The 18,428-nt window shown below is 73.2% G+C and carries 17 protein-coding genes; 10 read left to right on the plus strand and 7 right to left on the minus strand.

All coding sequences use genetic code 11. The annotated features are described in order from the left end of the window. Window positions 1-25: 25 nt before the first annotated feature. Complete coding sequence (locus BM314_RS12485; RefSeq protein ID WP_091978306.1) at window positions 26-1,714, minus strand: thiamine pyrophosphate-binding protein; 1,689 nt, start codon at window positions 1,712-1,714, stop codon at window positions 26-28. Between the two features lie 216 nt (window positions 1,715-1,930). Between BM314_RS12485 and BM314_RS12490 the strand changes: the two genes are divergently transcribed. Further along, entirely contained in the window at window positions 1,931-2,365 is a 435-nt protein-coding gene (locus BM314_RS12490; RefSeq protein WP_170868094.1) for a DUF1236 domain-containing protein, read from the plus strand. A 117-nt stretch (window positions 2,366-2,482) separates the two neighbouring features. After that, on the plus strand, window positions 2,483-2,770 hold the full coding sequence (locus BM314_RS12495) for a hypothetical protein (protein WP_020093318.1): 288 nt from the start codon (window positions 2,483-2,485) through the stop codon (window positions 2,768-2,770). 42 nt (window positions 2,771-2,812) lie between these two features. Here BM314_RS12495 and BM314_RS12500 read toward each other — a convergent pair whose 3' ends face one another. Then, window positions 2,813-3,697, minus strand: a complete 885-nt coding sequence (locus BM314_RS12500) for a LysR family transcriptional regulator (RefSeq protein WP_091978307.1) — start codon at window positions 3,695-3,697, stop codon at window positions 2,813-2,815. A gap of 443 nt (window positions 3,698-4,140) precedes the next feature. Here BM314_RS12500 and BM314_RS12505 point away from each other — a divergent pair, with 443 nt between their 5' ends. From BM314_RS12505 to BM314_RS12515, 3 genes are all read left to right on the plus strand, one after another. Further along, window positions 4,141-5,571, plus strand: a complete 1,431-nt coding sequence (locus BM314_RS12505; protein WP_091978308.1) for an HD domain-containing phosphohydrolase — start codon at window positions 4,141-4,143, stop codon at window positions 5,569-5,571. Window positions 5,572-5,580: 9 nt separating this feature from the next. Next, window positions 5,581-6,606 carry a histone deacetylase family protein gene (locus tag BM314_RS12510; protein ID WP_091978309.1) on the plus strand — a complete coding sequence of 342 codons (1,026 nt, stop codon included), beginning with the start codon at window positions 5,581-5,583 and terminating at the stop codon, window positions 6,604-6,606. A gap of 205 nt (window positions 6,607-6,811) precedes the next feature. After that, window positions 6,812-8,161, plus strand: coding sequence for an MFS transporter (locus BM314_RS12515; RefSeq protein ID WP_091978310.1), 1,350 nt, complete (start codon window positions 6,812-6,814; stop codon window positions 8,159-8,161). 51 nt (window positions 8,162-8,212) lie between these two features. Here the strand turns inward: BM314_RS12515 and BM314_RS12520 are convergent, their stop codons facing one another. Beyond that, complete coding sequence (locus BM314_RS12520) at window positions 8,213-8,923, minus strand: DUF1013 domain-containing protein (protein ID WP_020093323.1); 711 nt, start codon at window positions 8,921-8,923, stop codon at window positions 8,213-8,215. A 210-nt stretch (window positions 8,924-9,133) separates the two neighbouring features. Next, a complete protein-coding gene (locus BM314_RS12525; protein ID WP_234080757.1) occupies window positions 9,134-9,829 on the minus strand; it encodes a TetR/AcrR family transcriptional regulator in 696 nt (231 codons plus the stop codon). Window positions 9,830-9,886: 57 nt separating this feature from the next. Between BM314_RS12525 and BM314_RS12530 the strand changes: the two genes are divergently transcribed. Both BM314_RS12530 and BM314_RS12535 read left to right on the plus strand, forming a co-directional pair. Then, window positions 9,887-11,125, plus strand: coding sequence for an HlyD family secretion protein (locus BM314_RS12530; RefSeq protein ID WP_091978311.1), 1,239 nt, complete (start codon window positions 9,887-9,889; stop codon window positions 11,123-11,125). A gap of 26 nt (window positions 11,126-11,151) precedes the next feature. Beyond that, window positions 11,152-12,744, plus strand: coding sequence for a DHA2 family efflux MFS transporter permease subunit (locus BM314_RS12535; protein ID WP_091978312.1), 1,593 nt, complete (start codon window positions 11,152-11,154; stop codon window positions 12,742-12,744). Between the two features lie 12 nt (window positions 12,745-12,756). Here BM314_RS12535 and BM314_RS12540 read toward each other — a convergent pair whose 3' ends face one another. Next, a complete protein-coding gene (locus BM314_RS12540) occupies window positions 12,757-13,797 on the minus strand; it encodes an ABC transporter substrate-binding protein (protein ID WP_020093327.1) in 1,041 nt (346 codons plus the stop codon). Window positions 13,798-13,973: 176 nt separating this feature from the next. On the opposite strand from BM314_RS12540, the gene BM314_RS12545 reads away from it, so the two are divergent. Further along, window positions 13,974-15,650 (plus strand): cache domain-containing protein, encoded by a 1,677-nt coding sequence (locus tag BM314_RS12545; protein ID WP_091978313.1) that lies wholly within the window; start codon window positions 13,974-13,976, stop codon window positions 15,648-15,650. A 58-nt stretch (window positions 15,651-15,708) separates the two neighbouring features. Here BM314_RS12545 and BM314_RS12550 read toward each other — a convergent pair whose 3' ends face one another. Then, the gene (locus BM314_RS12550) at window positions 15,709-16,335 is read right to left on the minus strand and encodes a TetR/AcrR family transcriptional regulator (protein WP_026604950.1); all 627 of its coding nucleotides are present in this window, start codon (window positions 16,333-16,335) and stop codon (window positions 15,709-15,711) included. A 105-nt stretch (window positions 16,336-16,440) separates the two neighbouring features. Between BM314_RS12550 and BM314_RS12555 the strand changes: the two genes are divergently transcribed. Both BM314_RS12555 and BM314_RS12560 read left to right on the plus strand, forming a co-directional pair. Continuing rightward, the gene (locus tag BM314_RS12555) at window positions 16,441-17,115 is read left to right on the plus strand and encodes a PspA/IM30 family protein (protein WP_020093330.1); all 675 of its coding nucleotides are present in this window, start codon (window positions 16,441-16,443) and stop codon (window positions 17,113-17,115) included. A 48-nt stretch (window positions 17,116-17,163) separates the two neighbouring features. Then, complete coding sequence (locus BM314_RS12560) at window positions 17,164-17,439, plus strand: YiaA/YiaB family inner membrane protein (protein ID WP_020093331.1); 276 nt, start codon at window positions 17,164-17,166, stop codon at window positions 17,437-17,439. 92 nt (window positions 17,440-17,531) lie between these two features. Here the strand turns inward: BM314_RS12560 and BM314_RS12565 are convergent, their stop codons facing one another. Further along, on the minus strand, window positions 17,532-18,401 hold the full coding sequence (locus BM314_RS12565) for a hypothetical protein (protein WP_091978314.1): 870 nt from the start codon (window positions 18,399-18,401) through the stop codon (window positions 17,532-17,534). Window positions 18,402-18,428: the final 27 nt, after the last annotated feature.

The raw sequence follows: 18,428 nt of genomic DNA on the forward strand, positions 1-18,428 counted from the left end.
CCGGCAGCCCTGACGACGGCCCCGCTCAGGTCGCCCGCACCACCACCTCCACGAGGTTGGCGCCCCCCGAGCGGATCCCGGCCTCGATCGCCGGGGCGATGTCGGCCGCCCGGGTCACCCGCCGGGCGGGCACGCCCATCGAGGCGGCCAGCGCCGGGAAGTCGATCCGCGGGTCGGTGAGGTCCATGGCGATGAAGCGGTTGGCGCGCACCGAGGCGTAGTGCGCCTGGCCCTTCATGAAGGTTTTGAGGATGTTGTACTCGGCGTTGTTGATCACCACGAAGGTGACCGGCAGCTTCTCGTGCGCCGCCGTCCAGAGGGCCTGCGGCGAGTACAGCGCGGCCCCGTCGCCGACCACGCAGACCACGGGCGCCCGGTCGAGCCCGAGGGAGAAGCCGACCGCGGCCGGCATGCCCCAGCCGAGCACGCCGCCGCGCATCGCCGCGTACTGGTGCGCCGAGGGGCTGTCGAGGAAGGTGCGCAGGTGGGTGAGCGTCGCGGGCGCCTCGTCCACGATGGTGGTCTCGGCCCCGACCGCGCGGGCCACCTCCCGGGCGGCGACCAGCGGCGCGATCACCGGATCCTCGAAGGCCGCGTCGGCGGCGGCGGCGAGCTTCGCCCGGCGCTCGACCCGGGCGGTCACCGCCCCGGCGCGCAGGCCCGCGAAGGCGTCGGCCCGGTCGGCGAGGCGGGGCGCGAGCAGCGGCAGCAGGGCGTCGAGGGAGGCGCGGATGTCGCCCACCGTCGACAGGCAGGTGGCGTAGGTGCGCCCGAGGTCGCGCACGTCCGCCGAGAGCTGGAACACCTGCACCCCCGGCGGCACCGCCGAGACCTCCGAGTAGAGCACGGTGATCAGCGACTTGCCGCCGAGCGCGAACACCGCGTCGTAGCGCCCGAGGATGTCGGCGATGGCGTCGGCCCGGGTCGGCAGGTTCCCGGCCCAGAGCGGGTGCGCGGTGGGGAAGGGGATGTGGGCCGGCCAGGACGAGCCGTAGACCGGCGCCGCCAGCAGGTCGGCGAGCGCCACCATCTGCACCGAGGCGTCCGAGGCGTCGATCTCGTCGCCCGCGATCAGCGCGAGGCGGCCCGGCGCGATGGCGGCGAGCTTCTCCGCGAGGCGGTCGAGGGAGCCCGCCACGGCCCGCTGGTCGATGGTCGAGGTCTCGCCGGCCGGCACCGCCGACAGCGCCTCCATCACGTCCATGGGCAGGGACAGGAAGACCGGCCCGGAGGGGGCGGCCCCCGCGTCGTGGAAGGCCCGGCGCAGCAGGATCGGGATCTGGTCCGGGCTCGTCACCTCGCGGGCCCACTTCATCACCGGGTCGGCGATGGCGACCAGGTCGCCCATCAGCAGCGGGTCGGTCAGGGCGTGCCGGAGATCCTGCTGCCCGGCGGTGACCACCAGCGGCGTGCCGGAGACCTGGGAATTCACCAGCCCGCCCATGGCGTGGCCGAGGCCGCCCGCCGTGTGCAGGTTGAGGAAGGCGGGCCGGCGGGCGCCCTGCGCGTAGCCGTCCGCCATCGCCACGGCGGTCGCCTCCTGCAGGGCGAGGATGTAGGCGATGTCCGGCGCCTCGGTGAGCGCGTCGATGAGCGGCAACTCGGTGGTGCCGGGATTGCCGAAGATGTAGCGCACGCCCTCCGAGCGCAGCACCTCCACCAGGAGGTCGGCGCCCCGGCGGCGGCCGGCGGTCTCCACGGTCTCGATCGGCATGCCCTGTCCTCTCCGACGGAATCAGCCGGAGGCTACCCCATGGGCGGACCGGGGCAATGCCGGCGCCGCCCCGCGCCGCCCCGCGCCGGGCGGCAACTGACCGGCAACTGACCGGCAACCGATCGGCAGCCTTTTCGGCGTAGCCTCCGGCCGGGACGCGCCCGCGCCCCCGGGCGCAGGCCCGCCGATCCACGCCACCGACCAGGACGACACATCATGCGGATCGCGGCGCCCCTCGCGCTCCTCGCCACCCTGGTGGCTCCCCCGATAGCCCTCCTGAGCCTCGCCGCGGACGCGCGGGCGCAGGGGCTCGAGCGCGGGGCCCAGGAGGGCGCCTCGCGCGGCGAGGAGATGGCGGGCCCTCTCGGGGCGATCGTCGGCGGCGCGATCGGTGCGGCCGTGGGCACCGCCAACGGCATCCTCGGCGTCGACCGGCGGGAGCGGTTCCGCATCTACGCCCGCGGCGAGCGCCGCCCCTCCATCGCGCTCGCGGGACCCGTGCGGGTCGGCACGGTGCTCCCGGAGGACGGCATCGTGTACTACGATGTCCCGCGGGAGTTCGCCCTGCCGGATTACAGCTACACGATCGTCAACGACCACCCGGTCCTCGTCGACCCGCGGTCGCGCCGGATCGTTGAGGTGATCGACTGACGGCCCGGGCGGCCGGCCGGGGATCCGGCGCGAGGGAGAGGGCGAGCCGATGCCGAGAAGGGTGGGGATCCGGGCGGTGCTCCCATCGGCGCTCCCGGTGACGGGCCTGGTGACGGGATGAGCGCGCGCGACGCCGCGGATGCCGGACGGCGGCACTGGTTCTACGACAGCCGGATCCTGGTCTGCACGTTCTGCCTGCTCGCGGTCATGGTCATCTTCTGGCAAGTGAGCCGGTTCGAGGGTTTCCAGCCGATCTTCACCTGCGCGCGAAATCAGGACGTCGATCGCGACCTGCTCTCCGTCGGGATGCGCGCCTGCATGGGCGACGCGCCCTCGCAGGCCGCCCAGGCGCGCTGCATGCACGTCGTCTACCTGCTGGCCTGCACGGACGAGCGGTGGCGCTGACGTCGCCGCGCGCGGGCCCGTCCGCGGCGGGGCGGGTTCCGCTCAGGCGCGCAGCTCCGCCACGAAGGCCCGGATGAACGGCGGCAACCCGTCGAGGTCGCGCAGGCACAGGGTCAGGTCGCGCCGCGCCCAGGCGTCGGCGAGGGGCACCACCGCGAGGGCGAGGCCCTGCGCGGCGCGGGCGGCGGCGCTCTCGGGCAGGATCGCCAGCCCGACCCGGGCCTCGACGAGACGGCAGACGGCGTCGAAGTCCCGGAGTTGGACGCGCAGGCGCATCGGTCGCCCCTCGCGCACCGCCTGGGCGACGAGGAAGCGGCTGATGGCGCTGCGCCGGTCGAGGCCGACGAGGTCGTGGCCGAGCACCTCGGCGAACGGGATGGTCCCGCGCGCGGCCAGGGGATGGTCCCGGGCCGCCACCAGCACGAACCGGTCCTCCCGGAACGGGAAGGTCCGCAGCGAGCCGGTATCCACCGTGCCGGACAGGATGCCGAGATCGGCCGCCCCCTCGGCCACCAGCCCGACGATCTCCTCGGAGGTGCGCTCGTCGATCTCGACGCCGATCCCGGGGTGATCGGCCAGGAAGGCCGAGAGCGCCTCCGGCAGGAATTCGGTGAGCGCGTTGGTGTTGGCCAGCACCCGGATCTGCCCGAAGGCGCTCCCCGAGAAGGCCGCCATCTCCTCGCGCAGGCGCTCCACCCCGGCCAGGACCTCCCGGGCATGGACGAGGAGCGCGCGCCCGGCCGGGGTCGGGCTGACGCCCTGCCGGCCCCGGGTCAGCAGGGCGGCGCCGAGGGATTCCTCCATCAGCCGGATCCGCGTCGAGGCGGCCGCCAGGGCGAGGTTCGCCCGCGTGGCCCCGTGGGTGATCGAGCCGGCCTCGACCACGTGCCGGAACAGGCCGAGATCGACGAGATCGAACCGCATCATCGCGAAGGCGCCTCCCGCCGCGCCGTCCGGCCGGCGCGTCCCGGGCCGCCCGGGACCCGTCCTGATCCGCGTCTCCGTCGGGGGGCTTGGCGACCGCGTCAACCCCGCCATCCCGGGGCCGCGCCGGGGCCGCCGCGGCGATCCCGGTTACAGACACGCCGATCCCTCAGGCGCCCCGGAGCGGGCGAAGCCAACTCTCCGCGGGTCGATCGCCGCGGCCCCACCGGTCTCCGACAAACGAAGACCCGAATTCGCACCCGCCAAGGCTCCGAGTAAAGTAAATCTCCTCAATATAGCCGAGAACGACGATTTACCGCCCGTTAATGCCGCATCCTTCAATGCTGCTCGACAGTCTTGCGAGGCGTCGCGGCGATGGTTCCTGTGTCGACATACCCGGTCCAGCGGCCGCCCCGGGATCGCCTGCGCCGGCCCGGGAGCCGCTGATGGACGCGCTCCTCGTCGACGACAGCGCCACCATGCGGATGCGGCTGCGCCTCCTGCTGGAGGCCAAGCCGGACGTGTCCGTCACCGATCACGGCGACCCGGTCGCCGCGATGGTCGAGGCGCGGACGCGGGCCTTCGACCTCGTCCTGGTCGACTGCCACATGCCCGACATCGACGGGATCGCCTTCATCCGGGAGATGCGGACCATCCCGCACTACGCGCAGGTGCCCATCGTGATGGTCACCAGCGACATCTCGGACGCGGTGCGGCTCGCCGCCCTGGAGGCGGGGGCGACCGATTTCCTCGACAAGTCCATGCGGGGCGTCGAGCTCACCGTCCGCCTGCGCAACATGATCCGGCTCGCCCGGGCGGTGCGGCGGCTGGCCGAGCAGGCGGCCTGGCTCGACGGCGAGGTCGAGGCCGCCCTGCGCCACATGCGCGAGCGCGAGGAGGAGATCATCTTCCGCCTCGCGCTCGCGGTCGAGTACCGCGACAACGACACCGGCGATCACACGTGGCGGGTGGCCCGCTACAGCCAGATCGTGGCCGAGGGGCTCGGGCTGGCGCCGGAGGTCTGCCGCAACCTCTACCTCGCGGCGCCGCTGCACGACGTCGGCAAGGTCGGCATCCCGGACGGCGTCCTGCTGAAGCCCGGACGGCTCGACCGGGACGAGTTCGACCTCGTCAAGACGCATCCGGCGATCGGACGGCGCATCCTGGGCGGCAGCGCCTCCGAGCTGATCCGGCTGGCCGCGGAGATCGCGGAGTATCATCACGAGAAATGGGACGGCGGCGGCTACCCGCACGGGCTCGCGGGCGCCGCCATTCCCCTGTCGGCCCGGATCGTCGCGGTGGCGGACGTGTTCGACGCCCTGACCACGGCGCGGCCCTACAAGGACGCGATGTCCTTCGACGCCGCCCTGGACTGCATCCGCGCCGAGAGCGGCCGCCATTTCGACCCGGCCTGCGTGGCGGCGTTCTGCGCGCGCTTCGCGGACATCCGCGTGGCCGGCGGCCAGAACCGGTCGGCGGTGCGGCCGAGTGCCGGGCCGGTCACGGAACCCTGGGCGCGGGTCCCGACCCTGCTCCGCGAGGTCGCCCCCGCGGCGCCCGTACCGACGGGGTGGTGCGCCGACGCCCTCGACACGCTCCTGGTACCGTCCCCGGCACCGTCGGCGAACCCGGACGCGTCTGCGCCGTTGATCCCCGACCCGCACGGATCGCGGACGGAGCCGGACCATGACCCCGACCTGGAAGACGCTGCCGCAGATCGCCCTGGCGCACGGGATCTCCCTGGAGGATGCCCAGCGCCTCGTGGACGGGGCGAACTGCCCGAAGGTGTTCCGCGCGGACGGCACCGTCTACCTCATCTGAGCCCGTCTCATCCGACTCCGTCCCGGGCGGATGACGCGCATCCCGGCGCGCCCTAACCTGCCGGCATGCGCATCGTCCACACGCCCGATTCGAGCCGGCACGATCCCGAACGCTACATGCGGCGCGGGGCACCGATCCCGCATCCCGAGCAGGCGGCCCGCTACACGATCCTGCGGGACGCGGCGCTGCGGGGCGGCCACGACCTCGCCGAGCCGGCCGATCACGGCCTCGAGCCGATCCGGGCGGTGCACGATCCGGACTACGTGGCGTTCCTGGCCGAGGCCTGGGCGCGCCGGGGCGAGATCCCCGACATCGGCGACGAGATCCTGACCGGGGCCTTCGCCCGGCCGCAGATGCACCGGAAGCCCGCCGGCCTCCTCGGGCGCCTGGGCCTCTACACCGCCGACACCTCGACGCCGATCCGCGCCGGCACCTGGGCGGCGGTCTACGGATCGGCGCAGTGCGCGGTCGCGGCCGCCGACGCTGCGCTGGCGGCGGGGCACGCCTACGCCCTGTGCCGCCCGCCCGGCCACCACGCCTACGCGGATTCCGCCGGCGGCTTCTGCTTCCTCAACAACAGCGCCATCGCGGCCGAGCGGATGCGCGCCGCGACCGGCGGCCCGGTGGCGATCCTCGACATCGACGTCCATCACGGCAACGGCACGCAGGGGATCTTCTACGCCCGCGCCGACGTGCTGACCGTCTCGGTCCACGCCGACCCGTCCGACTACTTCCCGTTCTTCGCCGGCTACGCCGACGAGACCGGCGCCGGGGCGGGGGCGGGGTTCAACCGCAACCTGCCGCTGCCGCCGGGCTCGGGGGACGCGCCCTGGCTCGAGGCCGTCGAGGCGGGCCTCGCACTGATCGCCGCGCACCGGCCCCGGGCGCTCGTGGTGGCGCTCGGCCTCGACGCCGCCGCGGACGACCCGATCGGCGCCCTCGCGGTCTCCCGGGGGGGCTTCGTCGGGGCGGCGGAGCGGATCGCCCGGGCCGGGCTGCCCACGGCGCTGGTCCAGGAGGGCGGCTACCTCTGCGCGGCCCTGCCGGACAACCTCGCGGCCTTCCTCGCCGCCTTCGACGCCGCGCGCTAGGCCGAACGCCGCGGGCGCGCAGAAGGTGCCCAGTGCAAGGTGCGCAGTGCAAGGTGCGCAGTGAAGCTGCGCAGTGAAGGCGTGATGCGATCGTGATCGCCGGGGCGCCGGATCGGCCGCCCGGATATGGTCGACCCGATGCCACAACCGACCTATCAGGGCGGGGCGGGCGCCGCAGACGCGTCCCGGGCGGGAGGAGCGGGCGATGGACGCGGGCGACGTGGGCATGCGCGAGGCGGCCGGCGCACCGTGGCACGCGGGTCTCACCCGGCGCCACTGGCGGATCCTGTGGGGCAGCTATCTCGGCTGGATCTTCGACGGCTACGAGGCGGTGGCCCTGGTCTACGCCCTGCGCCCGGCGCTGGCCTCGATCCTCACCCCCGAGCAGGCCCAGGCGCCGGCCTTCTACGTGGGCCTCGCCATCGGCATCACGCTGCTCGGCTGGGGGATCGGCGGCCTGATCGGCGGGATCGCGGCCGACTACATCGGCCGCAAGCGCATGATGATGGTGTCGATCCTGGGCTACGCGCTGTTCACGGGGCTCACCGCCTTCGCGGAGAGCTTCACGCAGCTCGCCGTCCTGCGCTTCATCACCGGGCTCGCCATCGGCTCGGAATGGTCCACCGGCATCGCCCTCGTGGCCGAGACCTGGCCGAACCGGGCCCGCCCGAAGGGCTGCGGCTTCCTGCAATCGGGCTTCGGCGGCGGCGCGGTGCTCGCCGCCATCGTGTGGGCCGTGCTCGCCGCCACCGAGCCCCTGGGCGCGGAATCCTGGCGGATCCTGTTCGCGCTGGGCGCGCTGCCGGCCTTCGTGTGCCTGTACCTGCGCCGGGCGCTGGAGGAATCCGAGCAGTGGATGCGGGCGCTCAAGGCGCAGCGCTGGGCGGCCACCGCGGAGGACGCGGACCGGGCCCCGCGGAGCGCGCGGCGCCCGTTCTCCCTGACGGAGATCTTCCGCGAGCCCGAGAGCCGGCGGCGGGTCCTCCTCGCCACGCTCCTGTCCTTCGTCACCACGGTGGGCTGGTGGGCGGTCTCGTCCTGGCTGCCGGTCTACACGGAGGGGCTCGCCAAGGCCGCGGGCGCGCCGGCCAATGTCTGGGGCCCGCGCATGGGCATCGTCTACAATATTGGGGCGATCACCGCCTACGTGATCTCGGGCTTCGTGGCCGACGCGATCGGGCGCCGCGCCTTCCTGCTCGTGACCTATGCCGGCTGCATCGCCACGTCGCTCGCCTGCTACCTCTGGACCGGCGGGCTGGTGCCGTTCATGGCGCTCGCCTTCCTGAACGGGTTCTTCACCCTGGGCTTCGCCTTCTCGTGGATGGCGATCTACCTCGCGGAGCTGTTCACCCCGGCGGTCCGGGCGACGGCGTCGAGCGCGGTCTTCAACGGCGCGCGGCTGATCGCCTGGATCTTCCCGATCATCGCCGGCCAGATCGTGACCGCCTTCGGGGGCGTCGCCGCGGCGGCGCTGACCCTGTCGAGCGTCTACGTGATCGGCCTCGTCGTGCCGTGGTTCATGCCGGAGACGCGGGGCCGGCCGCTGCCGGAATAGGTCGGTCCGGCCCCCGCTCGGTCGGAGCGGGGGCCGGTCCTAGTCCTGGTCCTAGTCCTCGTCGTCCTCGTCCTGGTGCCGGCCCTTGAGCTTGGCGAAGACCGAATCGGCGTCGAGCCGCTCCTCGCGGCCGCCGTGATCGTCCTCGTGGTCCCGCTCGTCGGCGTCGCGGGCCGTGGAGACCTCGGTCGGCAGCAGCGAGGCGCCGGACTCGGCCGCCACCGCGGCCGGGCGGTCGGCCGCCGCGCGCTGGACCTCGAAATCGAGGTTGATCTGGGTGGTCAGGCCGAGGGTGACCGGGTCCATCGGCTGGAGCGAGCCCGAGTTCCAGTGGGTGCGCTCGCGGATCTGCTGGATCGTCGACTTGGTGGTGCCCACGAGCCGGATGATCTGCGAATCCTTCAGCTCGGGGTGGTTGCGCAGCAGCCACAGGATGGCGTTCGGCCGGTCCTGGCGGCGGGAGAGGGGGGTGTAGCGCGGGCCCTTGGTGGTGCGCTTCACCTCCGGCAGCTTCACCTTCGAGACAGCGGGCTTGAGCTTGTAGTGCGGCGCCTTCTGGGCCTTCTCGATCTCGTCGCGGGTGAGCTGGCCGGTGGAGACCGGGTCGAGCCCCTTGATGCCGGCCGCGACCTCGCCGTCGGCGATGCCCTTCACCTCCAGCGGGTGCAGCTTGCAGAAATCGGCGATCTGCTCGAAGGCGAGCGAGGTGTTCTCGACCAGCCAGACGGCGGTCGCCTTCGGCATCAGCGGACCCTGGGACATGCTTCTCGTGCTCCGGCCTGGCGGGACGGGGGCCGGGCATCGGGCCGCGGGCTCCGGATGACCGATCCGGATGTCCCGTCTCACGCTGTCGAATGGGGATGACGCACTATAGGCCCGGGCGGGGAGGGGCGCAATCGCGGGTTGGACCCGTTCGGAGCCCGGCGTGCCGATTCTACCGGCGGCCGGATCACCGGCGCCGACTGGTCGCCCTCAGCGGGGGCGCACCCCGTCGAGGAACAGCCGCACCGCCGCCTGCCGCCGCCGCTCCTGCGCCTCCGGGTCGGTGGCGATGCCGTAGAGGGTCGCCTGGGACGACCGGCCGAGGACGAGGCTGAGGAACAGGTCGGCCGCGATCTCCGGATCCGCCACGGCGATCCGCCCGCGCCGGGCGAAGGCGTCGAGCAGCTGCGCCACGGCGCGCACGCCGCGCAGCCAGCCCTCCTCGTGGGCGAGGCGGGCGAGTTCGGGAAACTGCAGCGCCTGGGCCACGAGGTTGCGCTTGAGCATCGCCGCGCCCGGCGACTGGCCGTGGGCCAGCAGGGTGCGGCTGAGATCCTCCAGGGCGGTCTCGACGTCGTCGCTCCCGCCCTGCGCGGCCTGGGCCTCGGCCGCGGCGGAGAGCGGCGCCAGCCACGCGGCGATCCGCTCGCGCAGGACCGCCTCGAACAGGGCCCGCTTGTCGCGGTAGCGCGCGTAGACCGTCGGCTTGCTCATCCCGGCGGCCTCGGCCACCGCGTCGATGGAGGTGGCGTCGAAGCCGCGCTCTAGGAACAGGGTCGTGGCGACGGCGATCAGGTGCGCCTCGCGCCGGGCCGCCTCCGCGCGGGTCGGCCGGCCGCCGCGCCGCGGGCCCGCCTCCACCCGCTCGATCTCCGTGACCGTCACCCCGCGATCCTCCTTGCTCACCACCGCCGTTCGTCCTATTAAAACGATACCGTACCGTTTTGATTCTGGCCAGACCCGATGGACGCACGTCGCAGCGACAGCTTCAAGAGCGCCGACCCGGTCGCGGGTGCGCCGGTCACCGCCCCGACCACCGCGGCTGTCACGCCCCCGGTCTCCGCGCCGGTCCCGGCCACCGTCTCCGCACCGGCGCCGCGCCGCCGCCGCGCGCGGATCGTGCTGCCTCTCCTCGGCCTGCTCGCGCTGGGCGGGGCCGGGACCTACGGCTGGCACTGGTGGAGTGTCGGGCGCTTCCTCGAGGTGACCGACGACGCCTATCTCCAGTCCGACAAGGTCACGGTGGCGCCGCGCATCGCCGGCACCGTCGCGGCGGTGCTGGTCGGCGACAACCAGCCGGTGAAGGCCGGGGACGTCATCGCCCGCCTGGACGACCGGTCCTACCGGGTCCAGCTCAGGCAGGCCGAGGCCGAGGTCGAGAAGGACCGGGCGCAGATCCTGGGCGTCGCCTCGGCGATCGTCCAGCAGCGGGCGCAGGTCGCCTCGTCGCGGGCCGACCTCGCCAACGCCGAGGCCGCCCTCACCTTCGCGCAGCAGGAATACACCCGCTACCAGAACCTGCTGCAGACCGGGTCCGGCACGGTGCAGCGCCAGCAGCAGGCGGAGTCCGACCTGCGCCAGCGCCACGCCGCCCGCGACAAGGCCGCCGCCTCGCTCGACGCCGCGCAGAAGCAGATCGACAGCCTGCAGGCGCTCGAGGCCAGCACCCGCGCGAGCCTGGAGGGCGCGCAGGCCAAGGTCGAGGGGGTGAGGCTCGACCTGAGCTACACCACCATCGTGGCGCCGATCGACGGCGTGGCCGGCGACCGGGCGCTGCGGATCGGGCAGGTCGTCTCGGCCGGCACCGGGCTCCTGACCCTCGTGCCGATGGGCCGCGACATCTACCTCGTGGCGAACTTCAAGGAGACCCAGACCGGCCGCATGGTCGAGGGCCAGCGCGTCACCTTCACGGTCGACGCCTTCGGCGACCACGCGTTCCGGGGCCGGATCGAGAGCTTCTCCCCGGGCACCGGCTCGCAATTCGCGCTGCTGCCGCCGGAGAACGCCACCGGCAACTTCACCAAGGTGGTGCAGCGCGTGCCGGTGCGCGTCGCCCTCGACCCGTCGGATCCGCTCATCGCCCGCCTGCGCCCGGGCCTGTCGGTGGAGGCCACGGTCCACACCCAGGATCCGGTCGAGCCGGTGCGGCCCGCCCGGCCGAGGCCCGCTCCGGCCCTCGTCAGCGAGGCCCTGCCCCGATGAGTCCGGCCCCGATGAGTCCGGCCCCGATGAGTCCGGCCCCGACGAGCCCCGTGCCGGCCGTGGCCGTGCCCGAGGCGAAGGCGAGCGCCCGGGACTGGCTCGCCGTGTTCGGCGCGATCCTTGGCGCCTTCACGGCGATCCTCGACATCCAGATCACCAACGCGTCGCTCGCCGACATCCAGGGGGCGCTCGGCGCCTCCACCGAGGAGGGCAGCTGGATCTCCACCGCCTACCTGATGGCCGAGATCATCGTGATCCCGCTCACCGGCTGGCTGTCCTCGGTGATCGGCCTGCGCCGCTACCTCGCGGTGAACACCATGCTGTTCACCGCCTTCTCGCTGGCCTGCGCGCTGTCGACGACCTTGGGCCAGATGATCCTGTTCCGGGCCGGCCAGGGTTTTACCGGCGGCGTGCTGATCCCCACCGCCATCGTGATCGTGCGCACCCGGCTCTCGAAGGCGCAGCAGCCCATCGGCATCGCGCTGTTCGGGCTGACCGCGACCTTCGCGCCCGCGATCGGCCCGACGGTCGGCGGCTGGCTCACCGACAACCTGTCGTGGCACTACATCTTCTACCTGAACCTGATCTTCGGACCCGTGGCGGCGGCGATCCAGCTCGGCGCCTTCGACAGCGTGCCGGCGCGCTGGGGCGAGCTGCTCAAGGGCGACTGGATCGGCATCGGCCTGATGGCGATCGGCCTGCCGGCCCTGACCTACGTGCTGGAGGAGGGCCAGCGCAAGGACTGGTTCGGCTCGCAGGTCATCGTGAACATGTCGCTGCTGGCGGTGGCCGGCATCGCCGGCTTCATCGTCCGCGAGCTCACGACCGAGCGCCCGTTCATCAACCTGCGGGTCCTGGCCAACCGCTCGGTCGGCGGCGCCTGCGTGCTGATGACCGTGCTGGGCGCGGTCTCGTTCGGGTCGATCTACATCATCCCGGTCTACTGCGCGCAGATCCAGGGCTACAACGCCCAGCAGATCGGCTACGTGGTGATGTGGTCGGGCCTGCCGCAGCTCGTCCTCTTCCCGATGATGCCGCTGCTGATGCGGACCTTCGACGCCCGGGTGCTGGTGGTCACCGGCACGCTGTTCTTCATCGCGAGCTGCTGGATCAACGTCGGCCTGACCCACGATGTCGGCGCCGACCAGCTGATCCTGCCGCAGCTGATGCGGGCCGTCGGCCAGCCGCTCTTCACCATCCCGCTGTCGCAGCTCTCCACCGTCGGCCTCGCCCCGCGCGACACCGCGGACGCCTCCGCCCTGTCGAACATGATGCGCAACCTCGGCGGCTCGATCGGCATCGCCTTGCTGTCGACGATGATCGACCGGCGGGAGCACTTCCACTTCTCGATGCTGGCCGAGGCGATCACCGTCAACGCCACCCGCACCCAGGACCGGCTCGCGGCGCTCGCCGCCGGGATGCACACCCGCATCGCCGACCCGCTGGCCGCCAAGGGCGTCGCGCTGGGCCAGCTCGCCGCCCAGGTCCGCCGCGAGGCCTACGTGATGGCCTACGCGGACGGGTTCTGGCTGGTGGGCGTGAGCCTCGTGGCGAGCCTCGCCGTGGTGGCCATCCTCAAGAAGCCGCAGCGCGCCGCCGGGCCCGTGGAGGCGCACTGAGCGGCCGGGGTCCTACCGCCCCGGCAGGTTGTGGACGATCGGGAAGAACGTGTCCTTCCAGTCCTTGGGCTCGGTCTTGATGGTCTTCATCGCGTAGAAGTGCCGGGCCTGGAGCATGATGCCGTAGGGCGTGGTGGAGAAGTTCGTCCCGGGCTCCTTCATGATCTCGACCAGGGTCTCGGGGGGCGTCTTCTCGTTGGTGGCCGCGACGTAGTCCTTGGCGGCCTTCAGCGGATCCCGGGCGATCTCGGCATTGGCCTCGTCGATGGCGGCCACGATGGCGGCGGCGAGCTTCGGGTTGCGGTTGTACCAGCCGGTCCGGGCGTAGAAGATCGCGTTGCTCACCGGCTCGCCGACCATCTCGTAGGAATTGAGCACCTTGTGGATCGCCGGGTCCTGCAGCTCGCGCTGCTGGAACGGCGGCAGCGAGAAGTGGCTGTTGACCTCGTTGTGCGGGCTCGCCAGCGCCGCCACGGCGTCGGGATGGCCGAGCTGGACGGTGAGCGGGTCGAGCTTGGTGGCGTTCTCGGGCCCGAACGCCTTCTTGGCGGCGATCTGCAGCAGCACCGCCTGGGACGAGACCTTCACGGAGGGCAGGGCGATCTTGTCCTTGGACGAGAAGTCCTTGAGTTCCTTCACGTCCGGATTGCGGGTGAGCAGCATCATCGGCGTGGTGCCGACCCCGCACAGGCCCTTCACGTCGCCCTTGGTGCGGTCGTTGAGCAGCAGCATGTTGGTCGAGCCGCTGTCGACGATGTCGATGTTGCCCGAGAGCAGCGCGTCGTTGCCGGCGGCGCCGCTCGTCAGGTTGACCCACTCCACCGTGACGTCCCCGAGGCCCGCGGCCTTGGCGTGCTTCTCGATCAGCTTGTGCTGCTCGGCCAGCACCGCGGGCAGGTAGACGAAGCCCGGCTGCCGGCTGATCCGGACCTTGGCATCGTCGGCCCGGGCGGGGGTGGCGAGCGCCAGCCCGGCCAGCAGGAGGACCGATCCCGCCCGCAGGAGCCGACGGCGGCCCGGCAGCAGCGAGCCCGTCCGAGACGTACGCACCATGACGCTTCTCCCTGTGGCCCGGCGCGATCCTGAGCGGCGCCGGGCTTTCGTTGGACGGGGAGTGGACAGGCTCGAGCCGGCGCGCGCAAGGCCGTCTTCACGCTCCGCTAACGCAGAAGCTGCAAAATATCGCAGGTTGAAATCATCTTCTTGCAATCATCATCGCGGGGGCGTGGGTGAAGATCGGGCTCGGAGCGAAGCTCCACACCATCACGGCCACCGCGCTGGTCGGCATCGTCGCGGTCTCGGGCATCGGGCTCGTCAGCCTGAAATCCCAGGTCGAGCAGGACCGGATGGCCAAGACGCGGAACCTCACGGACGTCGCCTACGGGGTCGCGGCCTATTTCGAGGGCGAGGAGCGGGCCGGGCGCCTGTCCCGGGCGGACGCGCAAGGCGCCGCGATCCGGGCCCTCAAGGCCCTGCGCTACGACGACAAGGAGTACTTCTGGGTCAACGACATGCAGCCCCGCATGGTCGCCCACCCGATCAAGCCCGAGCTGGAGGGCAAGGATCTCGCCGCCGTGCAGGATCCCACCGGCAAGCGCCTGTTCGTCGACTTCGTCGAGACGGTGAAGCGGCAGGGGCAGGGCTTCGTCGACTATTACTGGCCGAAGCCCGGCGCCGACGCCCCCGTGCCGAAGCTCTCCTACGTGCGCGGCTTCGCCCCCTGGGGCTGGGTGATCGGCACCGGCATCTACGCCGACGACACCGCGGCGATCCTGCGGGACGCGGCCTGGAAGGCGGCGGCCGGCATGCTCGTGGTGGTGGCGCTGATCGGCCTGCTCGCGGCGCTGATCGGCCGGCGGCTGACGCGGCCGCTGCGCGCGCTGAACGGCGCCATGCACCGCCTCGCGGCCGGCGAGACCGCCGTGCCGGTGCCGGCACGGGAGCGCCGGGACGAGATCGGCGCCATGGCGGGCGCCGTGCAGGTGTTCAAGGACGCGCTGATCGCCAAGGCCGAGACCGACGCCCGCGCCGCCGCCAGCGCCGACGGGGATGCCCGGCGGGCCGCCGCCCTCGACCGGCTGACCCGGTCCTTCGAGACCCGGGCCGGGACCCTGAGCCGCGGCCTCGCGACGGCGGCCGCCGACCTCGAGGCGACGGCGCGGACGCTGACCGTCACGGCCGCCCACACCACCGAGCGCACCGGCGCGGTGGCCGCGCAGGCGGCCGGCACCTCCGCCGACGTCCAGACCGCCGCGGCGGCCACCGAGGAGATGTCGGCCTCGGTCCAGGAGATCGCCGGGCAGGTGAACCGCGCCTCGGAGATCGCCGGGCAGGCCGCGATCAGCACCCGCCAGGGCGAGGCGACCGTGCGGGCGCTCGCCGCCGGCACCGAGAAGATCGGCGACGTGGTCGGGCTGATCGCCTCGATCGCCGGCCAGACCAACCTGCTGGCGCTCAACGCCACGATCGAGGCGGCCCGCGCGGGCGCGGCCGGGCGCGGCTTCGCGGTCGTCGCCTCCGAGGTGAAGGCGCTGGCCGAGCAGACCGCCAAGGCGACCGAGGAGATCTCCGGCCAGATCGGCCGGATCCAGGGCGAGACCCGGGACGCGGTCGCGGCGATCGGCGCGGTCGGCCGGACCATCGAGGAGATGCGCGGCATCGCGGTCGGGGTCGCGGCCGCCATGGAGGAGCAGAACGCTGCCATCCAGGAGATCGTCCGCGGCGTGGCGAGCGCCGCCACCGGGGCGCAGGGCGTGTCCGAGAACGTCGTCGACCTGCGCCGCGGCGCCGACGAGACCGGCAGCGCCTCCGAGCAGGTGCTGGCGGCCGCACGCGACCTCACCCGCGGCTCGGACGAGCTCGACCACGCCGTGAAGGCCTTCCTGGCGGAGATCCAGGCTGCCTGAGGGCGCGGCCTGAGGGTGGCCTGAGGGGCGGGGCCCCCGCGGGCGGGCAGGACGGCGCTCAGCCCGCGGAGAAGCCCCGGACCGCGGCCCGCACCAGCGCGTCGATCATCGGCCGCACGTCGCTGACCCCGAGGGGACCCAGGCTGCCGAGATCGGCGAGATAGGTCATGCCGTGGACGCTGGACCACAGCGCCCGCGCCATCACGGGGATCGCCGCCTCGCCGAGGCGGCCACCGTCGCGCAGCACCCCCTCCAGGATCCCGAACAGGGCCGCGATGTCGGCTTGCACCGAGTCCGGCGCCGCCACCGTGCGCCGCTCGAAGATCGCCGCCCAGGCGGCGTGGTGTTCGGCCGCGAAGGCGAGATACGCGTCGGCCAGGCACAGGAGCCGCGCCTCCGTCTCCCGCGACGGACAGGCTGCCAGCGCCCCCGCGAGGGTGTCCCGGAGCCGGCGCATGGTGACGGCGTTCGCCTCCAGGCGCAGCACTTCCAGGCTGTCGAACTGCGTGTAGACCGAGCCGACCGCCGTGCCGGCCCGCTCCGCGACGCCGCGGGCGGTCAGCGCCGCCGCGCCGCCCGCGTTCAGGATCGCCACCGCGGCCGCGATCAGGGCCTGGCGATCGGCCGCCCGATCGCCGGGCTCCTTCCGCGGCCGCCCTCTCACTTTTTTATGAACTTCGTTCATTTTATCCCTTGCGGCCCGGCGCGTCCCGTGTTTACTTGTTTCATGAACGACGTTCAATCAAATCCGGACGCGGTCCGGCCCGTCGTTCCCGCGAGGTGAACCGTGATGAGGACCCTCTCCTTCCTGATGCGCGGCGTGATCGCCGACAACGCCCAGGCGATCCACGACGCCCATGCCGTGACGATCCTGCGCCAGCAGATCCGGGACGCCGCCGGCGCCCTGGCGACCGCCCGGCGGGAACTCGCCGTCGCCATGGCCTACCACGCCGCCGAGGCGCGCGCCCTCGACGCCATCGGCACCCGCATCGACACCCTGTCGGACGGGGCGCGGCGGGCGCTCAGCGACGGGCGCGAGGATCTCGGGACCGAGGCGGCGATCCACATCGCCGCCCTGGAGGACGAGCGGGCCGACCGCCGGGCCGCCGCCGAGCGCTTCGCCGCGGAGGTCGAGCGGCTGAAGGGCCTGGTCGCGCAGGGGGGCGAGCGCCTGCGGGACCTCGACCGCGGGCTCCAGACCGCCCGCACCACCGAGGCGCTGCGGCGGGCCGGACTGGAGGGCCGCCGGGTCACGACCCTGTCGGCGGGGGCGCTCGGGGAGGCCGAGCGGACGCTGGCGCGCCTGCGCGAGCGGCAGGCGGCCGAGGCGGACGTCGCCGCCGCGCTGACCGCGCTCGAGGCCGAGGCCGCGGGCGGGATCGAGGCCGACCTCGAGGCGGCGGGCTACGGCCGCCCCCGCACCGACCCGCGGGCCGTGCTCGACCGCCTCAGGGCCGGCGCCTGACCGGCGCCGCACCGCTTCCCCTTCGATCATTCCTCAGGAGACCGCACCATGACACCGCAGATGCCCCATACCGGCGCCTGGAAGACCTTCACGCTGGTCAGCTTCGCCGTCGCCGCCGCCATGCTGACGTTCGGCATCTTCTTCCTGCCCGCCGACATCTGGATCAAGGGCTACCTCGCCATGGCGTCGCTGTTCCTCACGGGCACGACCTTCACCCTGGCCAAGACCCTGCGCGACGAGCACGAGGCGAAGCGGCTGATCAACAAGATCGAGGACGCCGCCACGGAGCGCGTCCTGCGCGAGGTGGTGCCGGGTCGGCTCTGAGGCCCGGCAGGCCCGCGCCCCGACCCGGGCGGCGCGCGTCCCGGGGCGGGGGAGGCGGCGCGCGGCGGAGCGCGGCCCGCTCCCCGGAGCCCTCAGGCCGCGGCGTTCAGGAACCCGGCCACGACCCGGGCGAATTCCGGGGTCCGCAGGTAGCCGTAGGATTTGTGCCGGTTCTCGGCGCCGTCCGGCCTCCGGTAGGCGTTGATCACCGGCACGTCCCGCACCCGCACCCCGGCGGCGTTCGGCGCGTAGAGGGCCGCGAGGTCGTCGCCCACCGTGGCGATGTCCTGGCGGTCCATCAGGTTGTTCCAGGCAGCGAGCGCCGCAGGCACCCGGAGGTCGCCGTGCTCGTCGGCGAGCTTCAGCTTCAATTCGGCGAGCCCGAGGGGCGCGCCGAGGGTGACGAGGTCGCAGCGGGGCATCGGCGTCCCGTCCGCCTCGGCGGCGCGCAGCACGTCGTAGGCGATCAGGCCGCCCATCGAGTGCGCGGCGATCAGCACGGTGTCGGATGCGGCCGCCGCCAGGGCATCGCGCAGGCGCGCCCGCGCCGCCGCCCGGAAGTCCGCGTCCTCGTAGTAGCCCCAGAGGTCGTCGAGGCGGTATTCCAGGATCAGGTCGTCCACCGGCGTCAGCCCGGCGGCCTCCTGCAGGTGCGACAGGCCGCGGTAGATCCGGTCGGTGAGGGTCGGCTCGGCGCGCTCCGGCTCCCCCGCTGGGGAGGGGAACGGCCCGAGGCCGTGATCGGGGCGGTAGGGCTCGCGGTTGCGGTCGCCCGCGAGCGGCTGCGGGTAGCGCAGGTCGGCCCAGTAGACGAAGGTGAAGGGCAGGTCGGGCTCCGCGACCCGGAGCCCGAGATTGCGGTCGAGCCCCTCGTGGATCGCGGCGCGCCACCAGGCGGCCTTCTCGTCCCGGGGCGGCTTGTTGGCGAGCCCGTGGATGCCGATGATATGCGCCCGACCCAGTGTCCGCTCCCAGACCGACGAGAGTGC

Origin of the sequence: Methylobacterium sp. 13MFTsu3.1M2, assembly GCF_900112625.1 — a bacterium.
GTDB lineage: Bacteria > Pseudomonadota > Alphaproteobacteria > Rhizobiales > Beijerinckiaceae > Methylobacterium.